At 59.7% G+C, this 18242-nt stretch carries 15 protein-coding genes and 1 pseudogene; 8 read left to right on the forward strand and 8 right to left on the reverse strand.

Annotated elements, in window-relative coordinates; translation table 11 throughout:
* The first annotated feature begins 18 nt into the window (after nucleotides 1–18).
* The 3 genes from ACOQFP_RS16290 (at nucleotide 19) to ACOQFP_RS16300 (ending at nucleotide 3790) form a co-directional block, all read left to right on the forward strand.
* Entirely contained in the window at nucleotides 19–588 is a 570-nt protein-coding gene (locus ACOQFP_RS16290) for an NYN domain-containing protein (RefSeq protein ID WP_206492477.1), read from the forward strand.
* A gap of 161 nt (nucleotides 589–749) precedes the next feature.
* Nucleotides 750–2123 carry a hypothetical protein gene (locus tag ACOQFP_RS16295; protein WP_421584901.1) on the forward strand — a complete coding sequence of 458 codons (1374 nt, stop codon included), beginning with the start codon at nucleotides 750–752 and terminating at the stop codon, nucleotides 2121–2123.
* The gene (locus ACOQFP_RS16300) at nucleotides 2120–3790 is read left to right on the forward strand and encodes a tetratricopeptide repeat protein (RefSeq protein ID WP_206492479.1); all 1671 of its coding nucleotides are present in this window, start codon (nucleotides 2120–2122) and stop codon (nucleotides 3788–3790) included. Before ACOQFP_RS16295 ends, ACOQFP_RS16300 begins: the two co-directional genes overlap by 4 nt.
* Nucleotides 3791–3918: 128 nt before the next feature.
* On the opposite strand, the gene ACOQFP_RS16305 is transcribed toward ACOQFP_RS16300, so the two are convergent.
* A complete protein-coding gene (locus tag ACOQFP_RS16305; protein ID WP_421584902.1) occupies nucleotides 3919–4383 on the reverse strand; it encodes a hypothetical protein in 465 nt (154 codons plus the stop codon).
* 444 nt (nucleotides 4384–4827) lie between these two features.
* On the opposite strand from ACOQFP_RS16305, the gene ACOQFP_RS16310 reads away from it, so the two are divergent.
* Nucleotides 4828–5058, forward strand: coding sequence for a hypothetical protein (locus ACOQFP_RS16310; RefSeq protein ID WP_421584903.1), 231 nt, complete (start codon nucleotides 4828–4830; stop codon nucleotides 5056–5058).
* A gap of 77 nt (nucleotides 5059–5135) precedes the next feature.
* Here the strand turns inward: ACOQFP_RS16310 and ACOQFP_RS16315 are convergent, their stop codons facing one another.
* The 7 genes and pseudogenes from ACOQFP_RS16315 to ACOQFP_RS16345 form a co-directional block, all read right to left on the reverse strand.
* Nucleotides 5136–5396 (reverse strand): hypothetical protein, encoded by a 261-nt coding sequence (locus ACOQFP_RS16315; protein ID WP_206492482.1) that lies wholly within the window; start codon nucleotides 5394–5396, stop codon nucleotides 5136–5138.
* 27 nt (nucleotides 5397–5423) lie between these two features.
* Nucleotides 5424–5942, reverse strand: coding sequence for a hypothetical protein (locus ACOQFP_RS16320; protein WP_421584904.1), 519 nt, complete (start codon nucleotides 5940–5942; stop codon nucleotides 5424–5426).
* A complete protein-coding gene (locus tag ACOQFP_RS16325; RefSeq protein WP_421584905.1) occupies nucleotides 5939–8239 on the reverse strand; it encodes an FtsK/SpoIIIE domain-containing protein in 2301 nt (766 codons plus the stop codon). Before ACOQFP_RS16325 ends, ACOQFP_RS16320 begins: the two co-directional genes overlap by 4 nt.
* A gap of 410 nt (nucleotides 8240–8649) precedes the next feature.
* A complete protein-coding gene (gene grpE / locus ACOQFP_RS16330) occupies nucleotides 8650–9135 on the reverse strand; it encodes a nucleotide exchange factor GrpE (protein ID WP_206492485.1) in 486 nt (161 codons plus the stop codon).
* The gene (locus ACOQFP_RS16335) at nucleotides 9132–10661 is read right to left on the reverse strand and encodes an Hsp70 family protein (protein WP_206492486.1); all 1530 of its coding nucleotides are present in this window, start codon (nucleotides 10659–10661) and stop codon (nucleotides 9132–9134) included. The genes grpE and ACOQFP_RS16335 overlap by 4 nt, the downstream gene beginning before the upstream one ends.
* 31 nt (nucleotides 10662–10692) lie before the next feature.
* Entirely contained in the window at nucleotides 10693–11784 is a 1092-nt protein-coding gene (locus ACOQFP_RS16340) for a J domain-containing protein (RefSeq protein WP_421584906.1), read from the reverse strand.
* A 709-nt stretch (nucleotides 11785–12493) separates the two neighbouring features.
* Nucleotides 12494–13649 (reverse strand): annotated as a pseudogene (locus ACOQFP_RS16345) (IS3 family transposase); the annotation flags it as partial.
* Between the two features lie 148 nt (nucleotides 13650–13797).
* On the opposite strand from ACOQFP_RS16345, the gene ACOQFP_RS16350 reads away from it, so the two are divergent.
* From ACOQFP_RS16350 to ACOQFP_RS16365, 4 genes are all read left to right on the forward strand, one after another.
* Nucleotides 13798–15252, forward strand: a complete 1455-nt coding sequence (locus tag ACOQFP_RS16350; RefSeq protein ID WP_421584907.1) for a phenylacetate--CoA ligase family protein — start codon at nucleotides 13798–13800, stop codon at nucleotides 15250–15252.
* Entirely contained in the window at nucleotides 15249–16352 is a 1104-nt protein-coding gene (locus ACOQFP_RS16355) for a ThiF family adenylyltransferase (RefSeq protein ID WP_421584908.1), read from the forward strand. The genes ACOQFP_RS16350 and ACOQFP_RS16355 overlap by 4 nt, the downstream gene beginning before the upstream one ends.
* 332 nt (nucleotides 16353–16684) lie before the next feature.
* Nucleotides 16685–16939, forward strand: coding sequence for a hypothetical protein (locus ACOQFP_RS16360; protein ID WP_206488975.1), 255 nt, complete (start codon nucleotides 16685–16687; stop codon nucleotides 16937–16939).
* 108 nt (nucleotides 16940–17047) lie between these two features.
* Entirely contained in the window at nucleotides 17048–18181 is a 1134-nt protein-coding gene (locus ACOQFP_RS16365; protein ID WP_421584909.1) for a hypothetical protein, read from the forward strand.
* The last annotated feature ends 61 nt before the right edge of the window (nucleotides 18182–18242 follow it).

Raw genomic sequence — 18242 nt, forward strand, 5'->3', positions numbered from 1 at the left:
GACGCCTCAGGAGAAGTCATGACGACCACGACCACCGTCGGTGCCGCTTCCGCCCGACTCAGCTACGCCAGGCCTGTCAGTTCTCGTCGACCGAAGCCGGGGCGTCATCGTTCGCACCGGGCTCGCACACTGCACTTGTTGGATCTGGAAAATCTGGTGGACGGCTATGTCGCGTACGAGTCCGTCGTGTCCGTATGGAACGAGTACCGCCAGGTCACTGGAATGTTGGCAGACGAGCAAGCGATCGTTTCGGTCGCCAAGCGCAACGCGAAAGCCGCGTTTTTCGCCCTCCCCTCCGGGGTGAGGCGTGTGCTCGGTTCGGATGGTCCCAATGGTGCCGACGCAGCGTTGATCGATTCGATCGATGCGAAGTGGGTCGCTGCGAACTTCGGACAAGTGATGCTCGCGTCCGGTGATCACATCTTCACACCTACCGTGCAACAGTTCCTGAATTTCGGCGTGCCGGTTGTGCAGGTAATCGGGGGTGGGTTCAGTGCTTACGAGCTCTATGCGGCGTGTACGTCGCAGCTGTACCTGGCGGAAGCACGGCGTAGTGCCTTAGGGCGCAGGAAGTCGGCCGCAGGCTGACCGATGAGGGTAGTTCGTTCGACTGACAGTCGAACGAACTACCCTCATCGGTGTCGGCCAATTCATCGAGGTGCGTTCTCGCAGTTGATCCTTCGCCGCGACCAGGTCCGCAGTACTATCGCATCGACGTGCGGTCGTGTGCGTCATGGACAAGGGGAAGCATGGGCAAGCTGGAAGAGATATCCCGGCTCTACGGCGTCGAGAGCGGGAGTCCGTACCGGCATCTGGCTTCGGACCACGGCATGGCCTTGACCCTGTCGAGCGACTACTACGATCTGGCTCACCAGGCTTACCAAGTCCGTCGGTCGTCGAAGGTACGACGACAGGTGTTCGCAGACCGTCTCGTCACCAAGCTTATGAATGGGGCGAAATGGGATGAGAGTCGAGTCCACGAGGCCGAAGCTCTACACCTGGTCAGCGTCCCACTTGCCGGGGAGGTCCCGCCGCTCGAACTCGTGCAGCTTCTTGCGCCGCCGATAGAACGACTCAAGGACATGCGACGGGAGAACCAGGAGCTGTGGCGATACAGCGGGTTGCTCATTCGCACGGTCTCCATGGCGGCGAGCAAGCTCGATCGATACACGGCTGCATACCATTTCATCAATCAGGCGCATGGTGCACTCGCTACTTCGACTGAGGACCAGGACAACATGACCAAGGCGGAGGCAATCCAGCAACTATTGCTGCAGGAGTGTGGGCAATTGACGCGGAACGTCGAGGCGGGGCTCGTCGAACACGACAAGGTCAGACGAAAGGTGAACTGGGACGGCAACCCTCCCGAGAGGTCGTTGCAGATCGAGGAAGAACTGGTACCGATGCGGGTGTTGGCTCGGGCGGCGGCCGAGTCTGGCCGGCAAGGGTGCCTCCGTATCGAGCGCATCATCGAGCGGTGTGGACTTCCTGACGAGCCCGACCCTGAGGATCGGCGGCTCGCCGCGAGTTCCTGGTTTCTTACCAGCAACATCATGTATCTGCGGTCGCTGATGTCCGCTGCGACCGTCGAGCTGCTCGCGCGGAATCAGGACTCGACGTATTCGATCGAGGCGCAACGGGTGTATGCGTCGATCATCGAGTGGACTCGAACGCCGCTGCAGCAGTCACACAAGTTGGACCTGACGCGTGCCGCGCTTCACTGGGCATTTCTCAACGATGGCAATCACCCGTACCTTCAGCGGCCACTTCTTGTCCCGATACGGAAGGACGTTCCGAGGTACCTTGCGTTCTCGGTCGACGGCAAACTGGATGTGGACAAGTGTTCTGCCGAGCTGTTTGCCCACGACCACAACGCGGGTGTCCTCGACAACATCGCTCATGCCCAGACCTACCAAATCCTTTCGGAACGAGGAGGAGTCGGCCGGCTCGGGTATCTCTCCTGGCTCGACCGTCGTCGCAGGATGGTCAAATCACAGGTGACCGACGACGACATCGAAGAGCAGGTAAGGAGCAGCAAGACCACAACGACGGTCATGCTGAGCAACGCTGCCAGGATGGTGGTGCGTAGTGGCCGCTACCGCTATGTCTTACAGGGTCTATGACCGACCCGGGGGCTATCCGATCGGAAGCCGAGGACGAGATGGAGCGCGCGGGGGCCCTCGAGCGCGAGTTCGACCACCTGAAGGCGGCCGAGGCGTATCGAAACGCCTCACGCCTGTACCGCGAGCTCGGTGAAAGACCGTTCGATTGGGCTGCGCCCGAGTTTCACTACGCCAAGCAGCTCTCGCTTGCCCGTCGTTTCGAGCAGTCGGTCGTCGCTTTCGATGTCGCGGCCGAATCGTTCCGACCCCTCGGACCGCGTAGGGTCGCGGACTGTCGTGCAGGTGCAGGTGCCGCTTTGGCCAGGCTGGGGCGGTACGAGGAGGCCACCAACCGGTTGACCGAGGCGCTGGTCGTGTACACCGAAAGTCAGCGTAACCATCTGTGCTCGACGAAGATCGATCTTGCCTACGTCTATCTCCAGATCGGTCGCTACAAAGACGCTGTCGACGAATTGGCGTCGGCCAGACCGCTCTGCATTACGCCACTTCAGGCAGTGGGCGTGGAGCTGATCGAGGCGGACATCGAAACAGCCCGGAGTAAATACGCGAACGCCGAAGCGTGCATCGACCGGGCGTGGCGCCTCTCGGGAGATACGGATCCGATGATCTCGGCGCGGCTACATGCAAGCAGGGCGCTGGTGAAGTCCAACGCAGGTGACATCGACAGAGCGCGAGAGTTGTACCAGCGCGCGATCGAGTCGTACTCCCAGATCGATACCTTGGCCGTCCGAGAGCAACTGGCCGTGTGCACGATGAACCTGGGGGCTGTTCTCGGAGCCGAGGGACGCCATTCCGACGCACTCGATCGGTATCGTGACGCGCTGGAAATCTTCGAGCAGACGCCGCCGGTTCTCGATCGAATCGCCGACTGTCGGATGAACATTGGAGTCGAGTACTTGATGCTCGGTGACTTTGTCAACGCCCGTGCCGCCCTGGAAGACGCAAGGGATCAATACGACGCCCTACCCGGTCTGGTGCGGCAATCCTCCGGGTGCGCGATGAACTTGGCCAAGTTGCACACCTTCGGTGGCGATTTCGACGCTGCACGATCCGAGTACGACCTCGCTCGTGCGGGATTCGGGACATTGGGACTGCCGGAGTGGTCAGCGAGATGCACGGTCAACTCGGTACTCGGCCGCGCCGAATTCAGCGAGGGGAAATCAGCTGCGTTGCTTGCGGAATTGTTGCCTGCCATGGTGTATCTCGACTCCATCCGCTTTCAATTTCCTACCGCAGCTTCCCGCACTGCGTGGCGAACGACAGTAGAGGACGCTACGAGGACAGCGTTCGCCTTGGCGCGCGATGATCCCGCAACTCTGACCGAGCTGATCGAATGGGCGATCAACAGCGGCGTGCACAGTGCAGGTAGTTCGCCCGCGAAGCCTTTGTCCGTGGTCGAGGACGCGAGCGCTGCTGGGCTGCAGGACAAACTTTACTCCTTCGGTGCATCATCACCTGCGGATGCTTCAGGAAAAGGTGCGTCGGCGTACGCATCGAAAGGATCGGGTACGACGCGGCTGATCGCAGGTGCCGCGTTGCCGATGAGCCCGCCGCCTGCTTTGTTGATGCCAGGCGGTGATATTGCGTTGGGTAGGTTTTACGATGCTGCGAGACGGGAGTACTCGGACTCGACGGAGTCGCGGGTCGAGATAGCTGTTTACGACTAGTTGTCTGAATTCTGACCTGCCGCATAGTGAATGAATGTTACTACGACGATGTCAGACTTTCTGTCGTCCAGCTGAAGTGGAACCCAACCGCCTACACGGACCGATCCTAGGGGTTCAGTCGCTAACGGTCATCCTAAATGTGTGGTCAGCACCATGGCGCTGGCATCAAAAGACGCAGTACTGTGCCAGTAGGGCTCATGGGGGATTTCACGAAGCTGGTCAATTGCAGCCCTTATCATGGCAGAGCTGTGTTGCATAACTGCAACGGAAATTTCCATAATATGCTGAGTTGAGCTTGCCTCATATTGAAACTTAAAACCGCAAACCAGTGACCAATTGTGCTTATCGGAACCTTCTGCAAGCCAGTAATGACCAAAATTCATCAATCTGTTCAGATCGGACGTGATTCCCACCACGCTCGTCATGGCCGTCAAGCCCGATGCAATACCGAAACCAAGCTTGCCAACCTGTTCCCCTGCAATGCCAAGTACGCCGTCATTGGTGTAGTGAATGAAACCTGCGAGGTTACCCGAGCCGTGAGGCGAATGAGAGAAGACGCTTTCGACGACTCTTCCGAATTCGGACTGATCCATCTAAGAACCTCGCTATCGTCAGGCAGTCTGCTGAAGACGTGAATTTAGCAGTAAATGCAGAAAGTCGTGGTGTGGGTAAAAATCCATCCGTGCAAAATCGTGAACTCCAAGCCGCCGTCTAGTTGCATGGATGACTCGCAATGTGGACAGTGGGTGCTGTTCTACATCAGGTGATCTTCAGTAGAGCCGATGTGGGTAGTGGAAAGCTCCGGTCGAGAATCATTAATCCTCGACCGGAGTCATTTCGGGAGTGAGCCTCAGCTGCAACTGCCGTACTGGCAGTTGTGGCGACTGGTCGGGATATTGTGGGCCAGGGCTTCCTTGCACCACTGGCATTTTCCGTTCGAGTTGTTTGCGCATGCACAGGCCATGTCGGTCTCCCTAGTTGTCTATTATGCTGTGGGCCAGGATCTCCGGCTCGCATGCAAAGTATCGCATGTATAGGTGAAAAAGAAATCCGCCATTCGTACGACACGGCTGTTAGCCGCCGAGCTGTTCAAGATGCGATATGTAGGAAACCGCAGATACTCTGGTTCGGTCCAAGCTCTCGATCGACTGCTCCAATTCACTGTCCGATCGCCGAAGAACCTGGAGAAGTTCTCCAACGTCACCGCCACCTGCTTCGCCGAGGATTCTTTCCAGATGAATGGTATTGGCGATCAACTGCTGACGTAGCAGATCGACGGACCTCTTCGACCGCTCAGACTCCGCTGCAAGTCGCCGGGTTGATTCTACTAGCTCCCGCATTGTCATCAGAGTCGTTCCCCTATTTCACGGGCCTTAGTCGCCGCTAATCCGACGCGCCCTGCGGTGGCACCGACAAGGTCAGCAGATACGTCCAACCTCTGGATCATGTCGCGGTCAAGCTTGGTAGCGGTATTTCCCAGTTCCGTTTGGACATCAGCGGACAAGCTGATCAGCATGTTGCGATGTTGTGCGAGCACGCGAACCAAGGCGTCGAGATTTGCTGCGGCCTGGCCTATCTGAACTCTCAGTTCGTCGACCGTCGACACGTAAGTACCTGCTTTCGAGAGAGTTGTTCACAGAGCAATTATCAACGTGATGCAAAATATGGCCACTGCAATCGCGATGCTCAAGTAGACGACCTTCTTTTTCTGGGGAATGTGCGTCGATGGAAGAGCTTGTACGCGGGGGACCACGGCCATCTTCGGCTGCGCATTGTTCCGGGCAGCACGTTCTGCACGTGCAGCAGAACGTCTTGCGCTCGACTCGACGAGCAGTGCCTGCTCGAGCGCACGGCGAAGGTCTGCGACTTCCCGTTCCGCGACTCTGAGGCTTTGGATATCGCGAATCGAAGACATGGACATCTGTCGGCCGATGGCGGAGAGTGCATCCTGTACTTCGGTGTGCAGGGTTCGCTCATGGTTCTCGAACTGTTTGGATCGGGCTGTGATCTCGGCAAGGGTAGAGCGATAGTGCTCTTCGACCGCGGTTCGCTCGCTTCGCGCGAGCTTCTCGGCATTGCCGGTTTTGGCGCGCAGCTCCATCCACTTGCAGATCAACGCCTCGTATTGTGCAAACGCGTCGGTCGTCGTCATCTCTGCACCGCCGGACGTGCTGATGGATCAAAGGGCACGAGCGTCCGAGGCCGGTGAACACTCACCGAGTCGGTGTACGTAATACGTGGGAATCCCTCGGGAGGCTCGGTGTGCGGACCGAATGCGGCGGTATACTCCGCGGGCACTAATCCCGTTGAGACGGTGGCACCGAATCCGCGCAGTCTGGGCACAGTCGTCTGGGCTGCCCTCGCCGACGACCAGCATCCCACCACGAACGCTCCCCGATCCACGGACTCGGTGACATATCGAACGAACAGTTCCGATTTGGTCTTGAAGGTTCTCTCGTCTTGCTCGGACAGTTCTCGCAGTCGGTGCAGGTCGAGAAAGACGACGATTTGTCGGAATCTAGTGGCTCCGACAGGTTCTTCGAGGCCGTCCACAATCGTTGACATGGCACTGTTCTTCGGCACAACCTCGACCGAATAGCCCTGTTCGATCCACGATTCGGCCAGCGCCGATCCAAACGTATCTCCTGCGCAGTCGACAATCTGCACTGCTGCGCCGTCGAACAATGGGTGGATCAGCAGCGATAGAACGATCGAGTTCAGGACCGCGTGAGTGAGTTCCCTGCTCGAACCCAACAGTGCAATGTTCTGTTCGTCATCGAAGCTGACAGCCGGGCCTTCCGCGCCTGTCCGCACACCGATCGGAACGCCAAGGCACGCGAGTGCTGGGCCGCTGCGGTCTGCGGCAACGAGTAGTCGTGACGGCGAGTAGTTGCTGCTGACGAAGACCCGTGGTTCGACGCGGTCGACCGACATCCGCCAGAGGTCGTTCTTGAGTCGCTCGAGATACCGAGAATCTGCGTATGCCACGGACCCGACCACGTTGTCGGAGGGTTCGCCGAAATTGGAGTTCACCACGACATCGCCTCGCACTCGAAGGCTGGCAGCGGCAGTATTCCTGTCTCCGAGAACAGCCCGTGATTCATCGGCGGAGTTCTTGAGCGAGATGCGGTGAGGAATCTGAGCGAAAATCGCGTCCCCGCGCGTGGAGAAGCCAGGAATCCCGCGTATCGACTGCGAGGCGAGAACGACGTGGATACCGTACGCCCGACCTTTTCGCACCAGAGACTCGAGCTGATCCACGGCAGCTCGGCCCACCTCGTCGGATCTGCCGAATAGCACTTGGAACTCGTCGATGACGAGTAAGAGTCGCGGCATCGGTTCCGTCGAGACCGAGCGAAAAGCCGTGATGTCGCCGACTCCGGCGTTCTTGAATGCTGTGGATCTGATTTCGAATTGCTCGGTGAGGTGACTCAGAACGGCAAGCCCGAAGTCGCGATCACTTTCGAGCCCGAGAACGTCGACGTGAGGAAGCCATGCACCGTTGCGACCACTCGGGCCCAGCTGACTGAACTCGACGCCCTCCTTGAAGTCCAGCAAGAACATCCGAACATCGTCGGGGCTGTAGCGTGCTGCTACGCCGTAAATCAGTGTGAGAAGCAGATTGGATTTGCCCTGACCGACCGCTCCTCCGATCAATGCGTTAGGAAGCGGAGGGTTCGCATTCCTGAACTCGAGCCCGAGCACTGTCTCGCCTGCTCGGCCGAACGACGCCACCATAGCCGTGTCGGCCCCCTCGACCCAGGCATCTTCAATTGCGTTGACGATGTCCTCGAACGACGTGACGGGTGCGGTCGACTTCACAGCGACGTCAGACCACCATCCGACAGCATCGAGCCAGCGGGCGCGTCCGGCAGGGGTGTCGAGAGTATAGGGAGCGGGCACCGCGTTCCCGCTCAGAACGCCTCCCGATGCCGATGCGCGTGGTATTAGCGAGAGAAAGTCGGAGGTTTCGACACGGTCTGCGGGTCGCACGTGATCGTCCACGTGGACGATGAAGGAAACCCCCCGAGCCTTGGAGCCGTGTGCGAGCTGGACGAGACGCGCGTGGGTGTCCTCGGTGAACCCGGCGGGATAGCCGAGCAGGACGACGAAGACGTAGCGGGGACGACTATTGGCCTTGCCCAACTCGGCGAATGTCGAGGCACCGGATACTGCCATCGACTCGGCTGTGCTCGCTACCGTGGCGAGGTGCGCGAAAAGCCGCTCTCGCAGCAAGCGCTCGTCGTTGATGGACGGAGCGAAAGCGACAGTGTCCGATGCACGAAGCGCCGAAAATATCCCGAGTGAACCCGTCATGGTTGGGTCGAACACGCAGAATTCGAGCCGGCCCGGTGGCGTTGCCAGCGCGATTCGCAATGCCAGTTCGTGCACTAGAGCGGCCGCATCGGCACCGTCGACTGCAACACCAGCACTGTCGGTGACTTTCAAAAGTCCAGGCAGATCGCTACCGCTGAGATGACCCACTCTAACTGCAGCCGGAAGTCCGGTTGAGATTGACTTCGGTGACCATTCGTTCGACACTTGGCCTGCAATCCCAGGTGCTGCGGTGGCCACGGCGAGGGCCAACTTGTCTTCTAGTGCGCGACGGCGTTGTTCTCCGATCAAAGACGAACTATCCGCGTTTTGCTCCGTCGCAGTCATGGCACGCTGTCGAACCTGTTCTGCCACTGAGCGCTCGGACGCAAGCTCAATGGTGCGTAAGGCGGACAACCTGAGAATCGTGTTGTGGAGCGCACCAGCCAACCGAGAGATGTCTGCACGGGCGTTTTCGGCCACCGACTCGAAGTTGGTGCCGGGTGTGAGCTCATCCGGGTATTGGGCACCGCGCGGACCAGTGTTCATTCGCTCGGTTCGAGCCTGATAGCAGTGACGTGCGCAGGCCGTAAAACGGCGTTCTCGATGGTGAATCCACGGCGGATCAACTGTTCGACGACGAGATCACCGGAGCCACCTGAGACTGACTGCACAGCGTGCAAGCGCGGATCGACAACTCCTACCGCCTCGATCTGAACTACGCCCACGGTCAACAGGACGTCCAGTAGTTCCTCTACCACCGACCCGATAAACCCATCATCGGGTTCGGAATTGCTCTCGATCCGATCGATGACGCCGATAATTCCGAGCGCCAGCGGTCGCACCACCATGGTGCTCAGACCCGCGCGCGCAAACTTGATCTCGGTCCGAAGTTCCTCGAATGCAGCAGCTTTCACTCGGTCCTCGGCAAGTCGTCGTCGAAACAAATCGGTAAGCTGATCGAGACGCAGGCCGATGTCCGCGAGTCCTGCTTGCTCGCTAATGCTCGGGTCAGCATCGTCGACTGTCACTGCACCGCTGCCGATGCCGTCTCGCGGGTCAGATCCGAGACTTCGGCGTCCGACAGCGTCGCGGTACGGAGTATCTCCATTTCGCCCACGTAACTGTTGTCCGCGAGATCGGTGACTTCGACGTGGAGGACACCATCGATGTCGCACGAGAAGACGACGCGGATGGGCGAACCGGCCGGCCGCGGCTGACTCAACTTGAGCAGGGAGGTCCCGAGGATGTTTGTGTACCGGAGGTCGCAACCGTCCTCGTCGCTTTCGGTGATCTGAACGTTGAGCTCGGATTGGCCGTCGGCGACGGTACCGAAATCGTCAACAGCGATCTGGCAGGGGATGGTCGTATTCGGTTTGATGAGAAGGTAATTCACCATGGTGCCCGCCGAGCTTTGGATCGCGACGCCCAGTCCATGTGAGACGACGTCGGAAATGCGAACCGTCTTGCCGTCGGCGAGTTCAGTATCACGTTTCTGCGAGTGTGCAGTCCGAACCTCTGCCGCAATCGCAGCACCGAGGGCTACGGCTTCGTCGGGATGGACAGTGGTATCAGGTTCACGACCGGTTACCCGAGCGACGAGAGAGCGCACCATGGGCATGCGAGTCGAACCGCCAACGAGCAGAACTTTGTCGATGTCGGCGAACCGAAGGCCCGCTGCCTCGACGACGTTTTCGAGAATGTACTCAGTCCTGAGCATCAGATCGATGGTCGCTGATTCGAATTGCTCCCTCGTGATGACGATTTTCTCGGTCACACCGTCGGACGAGACGAACACGGGGGCCGACGCCGAGGTCGACAGCCGAAGTTTGGCAGCCTCGACCCTCTCTCTGAGGCCGGCAAGGATGGCGGTGTCCGTGATCGGTTGTCCTCCTCGCCCAACAAATTCTTTGAGCACCAACTCGATCAGGACGTTGTCGAAGTCGAAACCGCCGAGGTTCCGATCACCCTCTGTGGACACGATGTCCACCACACCGCGGCCAGACTTCATGACCGTTACGTCGAATGTGCCGCCGCCCAGGTCGTAGACCAGGACGGTACCCTCGAATCCTGTGTCGATGCCGTAGCTGACAGCTGCGGCAGTAGGTTCGTTGAGCACACCGAGGACGTTCAGCCCCGCAATGACGCCGGCCTGTTTGGTCGCGTTGCGCTGACCCTCGTCGAAGTAAGCAGGAACGGTTATCAACGCGTCGGTGACCGGTTCTCCGAGAGCCTCCGACGCGCCATCCACTAGGTACTTCAAAATGAACGCAGAGATATGTTCGGGCCCGTATGAGCCATCGCTGCTGTCCGGCATGAACACGTAGTCGCGTGATCCCATGTGTCGCTTGACATAGCTGACGATATCGCCGGACGACGAGGCGATTTGATTTTTCGCTGCCTCGCCGACCAGGATGTCGTCACCGTCGAAGAGCACAACCGAGGGCGTTGTGTTCTTTCCATCGCGGTTGTGGACGATTTCGGCGCGTCCGTCCGCTGACATTGCCGCGACTGCCGAGAATGTCGTACCAAGGTCAATTCCGACCACTCGACCCATAATGCCTGCTCTCTCGTCAATGTCTACTTGCTTACCTACCTGGAATTGCCGCTTTCCAACGGGGTACCCAACACTTGTTGTAGACCAGATAGCCTGCACCGAAGGATGCGAGAATGAGCAGGAATCCGATGCTGTCGATCAATACGATTCCAATTACGAACAACATCAACGGAATTCCGATTGCCCACAGAACGGAGTTGTTGAACAACGACGGGACGTGCCACGTCTTTGCTTCCATCCGATCTAGATAGCCGCGCATCTGCACTATCGCTGCCTTGATGTCCGGATCCGTTGTCAACGAATCGGACTCGGAGGCCAGACCACGCATCTTTTCGATTTCGTCGGAACTGGTGACGACATAGCTGTGGCCGGCCTGGCGTGCGGGGGTCTCCTCGGCTTTCTCGAACAACGCAGCAGCTAGGTAGTTCTTGACGATCTGCTCGCTGGGATGCGCGGCGAGGATACGGCGGAGTATGCTGATTCCTTCGTCGGTGTGACCGTTTTGCAGGAACACAGACGCTTCTGCAAGAGGGTACAGAAAGTTGGATCCGTCCAGCTTTGCTGCGGTGCGGTATTCGACAAGAGCCTGGTCCCATCGTTCCAGCGTCTCAAGCAGTGAACCGGTGTGGAAACGATATTCGGGGTTCTTGGCGTCGATGGTGGTTGCCTGTTTGGCTTCGTACAACGCGTCCTGCACTTCGCCAAGGCCAGCGTTGGCCCTGGACCGCAGGATCCACGACTCGGCCGAGTTACCGATCGTGTGGGTTGCCTCGCGGGCGGCGTAGGCGGCGGAGTGATAGTCACCGTGCGACAGGAAATCCCGGGCCTGCGAGACCCAGTCGGAAGTTCCATTCTGGGCGGGGACGGTAGCTGGCGTAGGCGTCGATACACCCTGGGACAACTTTGCGTCGTACTTCGAGCGTGCGTCGTCCGTTGTCAACAGAGCCTGCCTGGCCTCTGCAAGCCAGCGTACCCAGGTTTCGGCCTCGTGCCGCTGGCTCTGGTCACTCGCCATCTGGCGCTTGGACCAAAGCTTCGTCTTCGTGCGATGAGCCGCCCGAATTTCGTCGGACGAGGCGCTTCTGGCCACCTCGAGCTTTTCGTAGAAGTCGACTTCGACCATCAAACGCTCCCTAGCTCTCTAACGTACTTTGATATCGATGAAAGTTACTGACGGACAGTGTTGCTGAACAGTCGTGCGTTCGTACGACACAGGTGCAGCCTCTGTATCTACAGAAAATCTCGCGGCTTGAACGCGTCCAGCTGCGTGGGTGGGCGCGTTGTCCTTCGGTCGAACGATGGCGGCTCGTCGGCGGCAGCCCTAACATCTTCCACCGGTGAAGTCGGCTCAGTGTTCACCAATATCGACGTGGCGAGTCGAAGACAATCGGAGGTGCGTTGCGAGATGAGCGATGCCTTGAACTTTTTTCGCGAAGGTGATTCGGGGCCTACGTTCGGTGCGCGTGATACCGGCTCACCCAGGCTCACAACACTTCGTGTACGGCTCAGGTATGCGACTCCAGATGCTGTTCACCGGACGCAGCCTCCCACCGAGGTAGCGCGGGCGGACTCGGTCGATCGCACAAGCGGGTCCGGTGGAGCTCGATCCACGGACCTCGGATTCGCGGAACGCATGCGGCGTGCGCTGAGCAACCTGTTTCACATTCGCTACAACGTCGGTTACCCATGACAGGACCACTCGACTGGCTACGCAACGGCCGACCGACATAAGGCGAGATGCATCCAGTACCGGAGACCGCTGGATCGCTTGGGACTGCCCCGAGTTCGGTTGATTGTCGGGGTTGAGTGGCTCGTGCCGCGTGTGCGGCCTGGTTGATTGTCTCAAACTCGATAGGGGTGAGTTTGCCGAGGCGTCGTTGGCGGCGTTTGCGGTGATTGGTCTTCTCGATCCAGGTCACGATTGCCAGCCGTAGTTGCTCGCGGATCGACCATCGTTGACGATCGAGGATGTTCTTCTGCAGGAGGGCGAAGAACGACTCCATCCCCACGTTGTTTCCGCATGCCCCAACCCGGCCCATCGATCCGCGTAATCCATTGTGGGACAGGGCGTACACGAAGTTCTTGGATCGGAACTGGGTGAGCCGCGATCCGAGTGAACGATCGTCCCCGCCGAGCCTCTCTGCGCCACAGCATTATCCAACGCGGACACCGCCAACGAGGCCTTCATTCAGGAGTTGATCGAGTAGCCGACGATCCGGTTCGACCACACGTCCTTGAACGCGCAGAGATACAGTTTGCCCTCGTCGGTGCGATGTCAGGTGACGAAAGGTCAGCCACAGCTGGTCCGCGGCGTGTGCGGTGAACTGACGATCCACAAGGTCATCGTGGACCGGCGGGCCGGCCTTCCTGTTCAGGCCGCGATTCTTCGAGAACACCGACCAGATGCTCTCTTGTGATCACAACCGCGCGACCTGGTTCTCGCTAGCGGTCATGCCGCGGTCGGGTAGCTCGTCTGCGATGAAGTGGTAGCCGCATGCGGGGTCGTCGGCGTGGATCTCACGAGCAATGTTGATCAGATGTGCATCATTCCAATCTCGTTGCGTGACTCGCTGTTTCTTTCATTTATAGAACGATTGTGTGGAGAAACCGAGAACCCGGTGGGTCACTGTGACGGGGACTCCGTCGCCAGCAAGGTCGAGGACCAGCGGTGGGGGCACCTCCCGCTTGCAGGGAAGATCATTTTGGGAGTATGTCTCGACTCAGATAGGCCGCAGCTCGCCGCAGAACGTCGTTCTCCTGCTTGAGCAGCCGGTTGAGCTTCTTCAACTCCCGCAGCTCAGCGGACTCGTCACCAGGGTTCTGCCGGGTCACGGGCAACGCCGTCTTCACGATCGGCAAACTTGAGCCAGCGATGCAAACATCCTTCGGAGATTCCGAAATCCTTTGCGATTTGACGCAGGGGGCCTCGCCTTTGCGTAGGACGGCGATCACGTCGCGGCGGAACTCCTCGGGAAATGCTGTCGGCATGGTGAACACCCTTCCACCGTGAGGAGCGATCCTCACAGAACAGACGTCAACCAAAGCCGGGGCAGTCCCCAGCACGCGATCCGGAACGTCGGGGGATCGGTGGAGTCAGGGCGAGGCCAAGAGAGCCTTGCCCTACGAAAGGCTCCGCATGTCTCTGTTCGCCCCGATTTGCACCGACCCCGCCTCCGGTGCCGCAGGAGCTATGGCTGTTTACTCGACCGCTGTTGCCCGTATCCCTGCCTATCAAGAGTTCCTGCGTGAGCAGGGATTCGATCCCGAGACCGTTCGCGCCCTGGAAGACTTCGCGCGAATACCGGTGATGACCAAGAAGAACTACATAGGTGCGTACGCGCTCAATCTACGAATGATAAACGGCGACATCAACGGCGCTCAGATTATTTCGTCGAGTTCGGGGTCGTCGAGTGAGCCGACCTTCTACGCACGAGGGCCGCTCTCGATCGCGGAGAGCGTGGAGTTGCACCGACGAATACTGGCAGGATTCAACCTCGGCGGGGGCAATACGCTCATCGTCGTTGCGCTCGCAATGGGTAACTGGATCGGCGGCACGTATACAACGGAAGCCGCCGAGAAGCTCAGTGAGCTGGGGCATCGCGTTGTGGTGGTGGCACCGGGTGTAGACAAGCAGTCGGTTTTGGAGACGGTCAAAACCCTCGGGCCGATGTTCCACAATGTCGTGCTCGTCGGATACCCGCCGTTCCTCGTAGACGTCGTCGATGAGGCTGACGATGAGATCCTGGCGCAGAACATCAAGCTGATCTTGGCAGGGGAAGCGATCGGTGAGGACCGGCGTGACAGCCTGCTGAGCGCGCTGGGTAAGCCGGGGTGCGTCGAAGACATTTGCGTTGTCTACGGGACTGCGGATGCAGGGATGATTGGGCACGAGACGCCGTCGTCGATCGCGATCAAGCGATCGGCGCTTTCGCACCCCGCACTTGACGAGGCGCTATTTGGCGGTGATGCCGAGACATCGACGTTCGTCGAATACGACCCCAACATCCGTTTCATCGAGACTGAGGAGGATGGGCACCTGCTGTTCACCGTCGAGTCGAGCAACCTTCTGCGTTACCGAATCAACGATGTGGGAGCTGTCTGGGACGGCGACGAAGTCCGCCGAATCATGGCCGAAAACGGTTACCAACTCGAGGTGGCGACGTCGACCGCCGGTGCCGGGTTCGTTGTTCTGAAGCGGCGTTCCGACGTCGCCGTGTCGTTTTATGCGATCAACATCTATCCGGAACCGATTCGTGCATCGCTGGCAGATCCGCTACTGAGGGGCGTGCTAACGGGGAGGTTCAAGATCGGACGCGTGCCGGGCGCAGGCATGGGTTCGGACACCCTCGGGCTCGACGTCGAGATGCGCGAAAGGATCGATCCGTCGACAGGTCTGGACGAGGACTTTGCTCAGACGGTGAAAGAAATCGTGAGCGACGGGCTCATCCGGTCCAACAGTGAGTACCGCGAGTTGCTGCGCCAGGAGGGGGAACGTGTCGAGCCACGAATAACGCTGCACAGCTTCGGTTCTCTGCCTTCTCGTATAGGTATCAGACAGCCGACTATCAAGGACAATGAGGTGCAGAAGTGATCGAAATACTGAACCCGCGCGACGATGCAGGACGGATCTCGACGTTAACCGCACCTGGGTCGGGCTACCGGTTCGTAGACGGCTGGGAGTCGGCGCGCGAGGAGTTGATGGCAATCGACTCCTTCGACCCGAACGTCCGGTGGGATTGGGGAGACGCTGATGTGGTGGCTGATGCGAGCCGGTTTATCGTCTATCCCTGGCGCTCGACGATGGTTCGGCTGCCTGATCGTGAGCACTTTCACCGGTTGCGTACCGCGCGCAACCGGTTCCTGCTCGACGACAAGGAGCAAGACGACTGGAGCGGGGCACTGATCGGTGTCGCGGGTCTGAGCGTCGGGTCGTCGGTTGCTTCGGTGTGCTCGTTGACAGGTGCGCGACGGTTCCGGCTTGCGGATCCGGACACCTTGGGTCCGAGCAATCTCAATCGTCTGCTCGGATCGGTGTGTGACTTGGGAGAGTCGAAAGTGACTCTGGCGCAGCGTCGACTCCTCGAGACGGATCCGTACACAGAGGTGACTCCGTTCGCGGACGGGTACACCGAGGGCACGTCGGAGGCGTTCCTGGGTGGGCGTAGGACTGAGCGGCTCGCGGTTCTGATGGAGGAGATGGACAACCTTGCGATGAAAGTGGCGATTCGTCTGCGCGCCCGTGAGCGCGGAATTCCCGTGATCATGGCGACCGATAACGGGGACAACGTGATTCTCGACGTGGAGCGCTACGACCTCGAACCCGACTACGAGCTCTTTCACGGTCGGGCGGGGGAGCTGTCTGCGATGACAAACGAAGAGTTGAACGCGCCGACTCGACGACTCCAGATTGCAAACGCAATCGTCGGAAGTGGGGTAACGCCGAGGACACGATTCTCGCTGACTCAGGTCGGTGTTCGGTTGCCTTCTTGGCCTCAACTCGGTACCGCTGCGACTGTGGCGGGTTCTATCGCTGCCCTCGCCGCTCGTTTGTTGGTGTGCGGTGCTGACTTGCGCTCGGGGCGCTACCGCGTTGACCTCGACCGGACGTTGCTGGGGGAGTCGGCAGGCCTTGCAATGCGGTGGAATGAACTCGACGAGGACGAATTCATGGACGTCATTTCGCGAAGGTGAACCTCACGCCTGCCGGTCCGTATGGGCGATGACGATTCTCACCACCATCGACAACGGCAACGACCTTTCCGCGATTCCGTTCTCGCCACGGCGTCTGAGGTGATGAGGGTGTTCGACCCCAGTGTCGCGCGTGCGCTCGACAGAGGCACCGCACCGAGGAGTCTGGAACCACGTGACCACACTCCCCGTAAGCACGCCAACCACCTCCACCAATGCCCGTTCGAGCCGGGGAAGGATCGCCGCGGCCGCGCGGTGGCTCGCCCTCTCGCTTGCCGTCCTGGCCGTCACGCTGGGTCTGACGGTGACGGCCCCCAGCCAGGCCGACGCTGACCGTGACCAACTGCGGCGGCGGGCGATGCACGGTGTACCTGTCGAAGTCCGAGACACGGGCACTGGGTCAGGGACGCATTCCGGCGCCGCCCGCCTCGCCCTGGTGGCAGGCCAAGGCCGGCTACTACGCCCTGGCGCAGGGGCACCGTTGGTTCGCTCAGCAGTACGCCAACCGCGGCCAGTGCTCCGCGTTCACCATCTCGATCAACCCAGCGGGCACCCAGGGGTACTACGGATACTCCTGCAACTGGAACTGATCACCAACACCGAAGCCCCCGAGCGCCTCAGGCGCTCGGGGGCTTTCGTGTGTGATCGGCCCGAGCGGCCGACCGGACGCACACCCTCGACAGGTTAGGGTGATTTCCGTGTCTGACAAAGTCTCCCGCGCGAGGAACGTCGTCGACGAAATCGAATCATGGGTGGACAGCGAGGCGTTGGCCACCTTGTTGGCACTCATCCATGCGGAAGGGCAGCCCGACGACGTCGACGACTCGCCATGGCTCCATCTGAACGAGCAACTGCCGGAGTGGCTGCTGGAACTCCTCGCCGAGGGTTCGGTACCTGCAGACCAGGATCCATCCCTGCAGCTACTCAACCGACTGATCAACCTCGAGAAGAGGGCGGCAGACGACTTCAACTTCCGAGGGCGAGCCGGCCAGGTCTATAAGGAACGTTCCGAAGCCGCCACCGCCGACTTCGATCCCGATACTCGTGCACGGGTACTCGATCTGACGACGCAGTTGGGTCTCGTCGAACCGACTCCGCCGAAACATCAGGCGTACGACATGACGCTGGTGCTTGGCGGCGGATTCAATTCGCCCCTCCTTCGGAGCAAGTACGCGGCATCGCTTGAAGCACGAGGAATCGACCTCGGCGAGTTGTATTTTCTCGGCAGCCCGCGGTTCTTGATCACCGGAGACACCCCGGAGGAGCCCGTCACATCGCTGTACGCCCCCGGCGCGACGGACGAGTTCGGGCTCCTGCAAGCGGCTGCTGAGTCGGAGTTCGGCTTCTCCTCGGCCCCTGTCGACCTCCTGTGTGGATGCTCCTCGACGTCGGCTATCTGTCCTCGGTGGCGACATGATGTCGTCGACGGCAATACCGCAGATGTGCCACCCGAGTACACACACGAGAGATCCGCGGAACTGGCGTCGGCCGACGGCCGGCATCGGGGATCGGTCATCTCGGCGAGTACGAGTCGACCTCCCTACCGACCCGACACATCGGACACATACGCGCTGTGGGCGAAGTATGCAAATCCACACAACGGCCAGAAGGTCCTCACGGTCACCACTCAGGTATTCGTCCCATTCCAGCGATTCGACGGACTTCGGCGCCTCTACCTCACCCGTGGTCTCGACCTGGACGCAGTCGGATTCGGTGCCGAGTGGGGAGACCGTCCCCAAACCGCCGAATATCTGCTGCAGGAGACCTTGTCCGCGATTAGGTCTGCACGACGGTTGCTGGTCGATGCCGTCGAAGTTGTCGTGGGCGGTTGACTAAATACTGTGCGAACTGGCCGGATAAGCCCGTGAATACGGTGTGAATCTACGCGCACCA

Source organism: Rhodococcus sp. MALMAid1271 (assembly GCF_049195265.1).
Classification (GTDB): domain Bacteria; phylum Actinomycetota; class Actinomycetes; order Mycobacteriales; family Mycobacteriaceae; genus Rhodococcoides.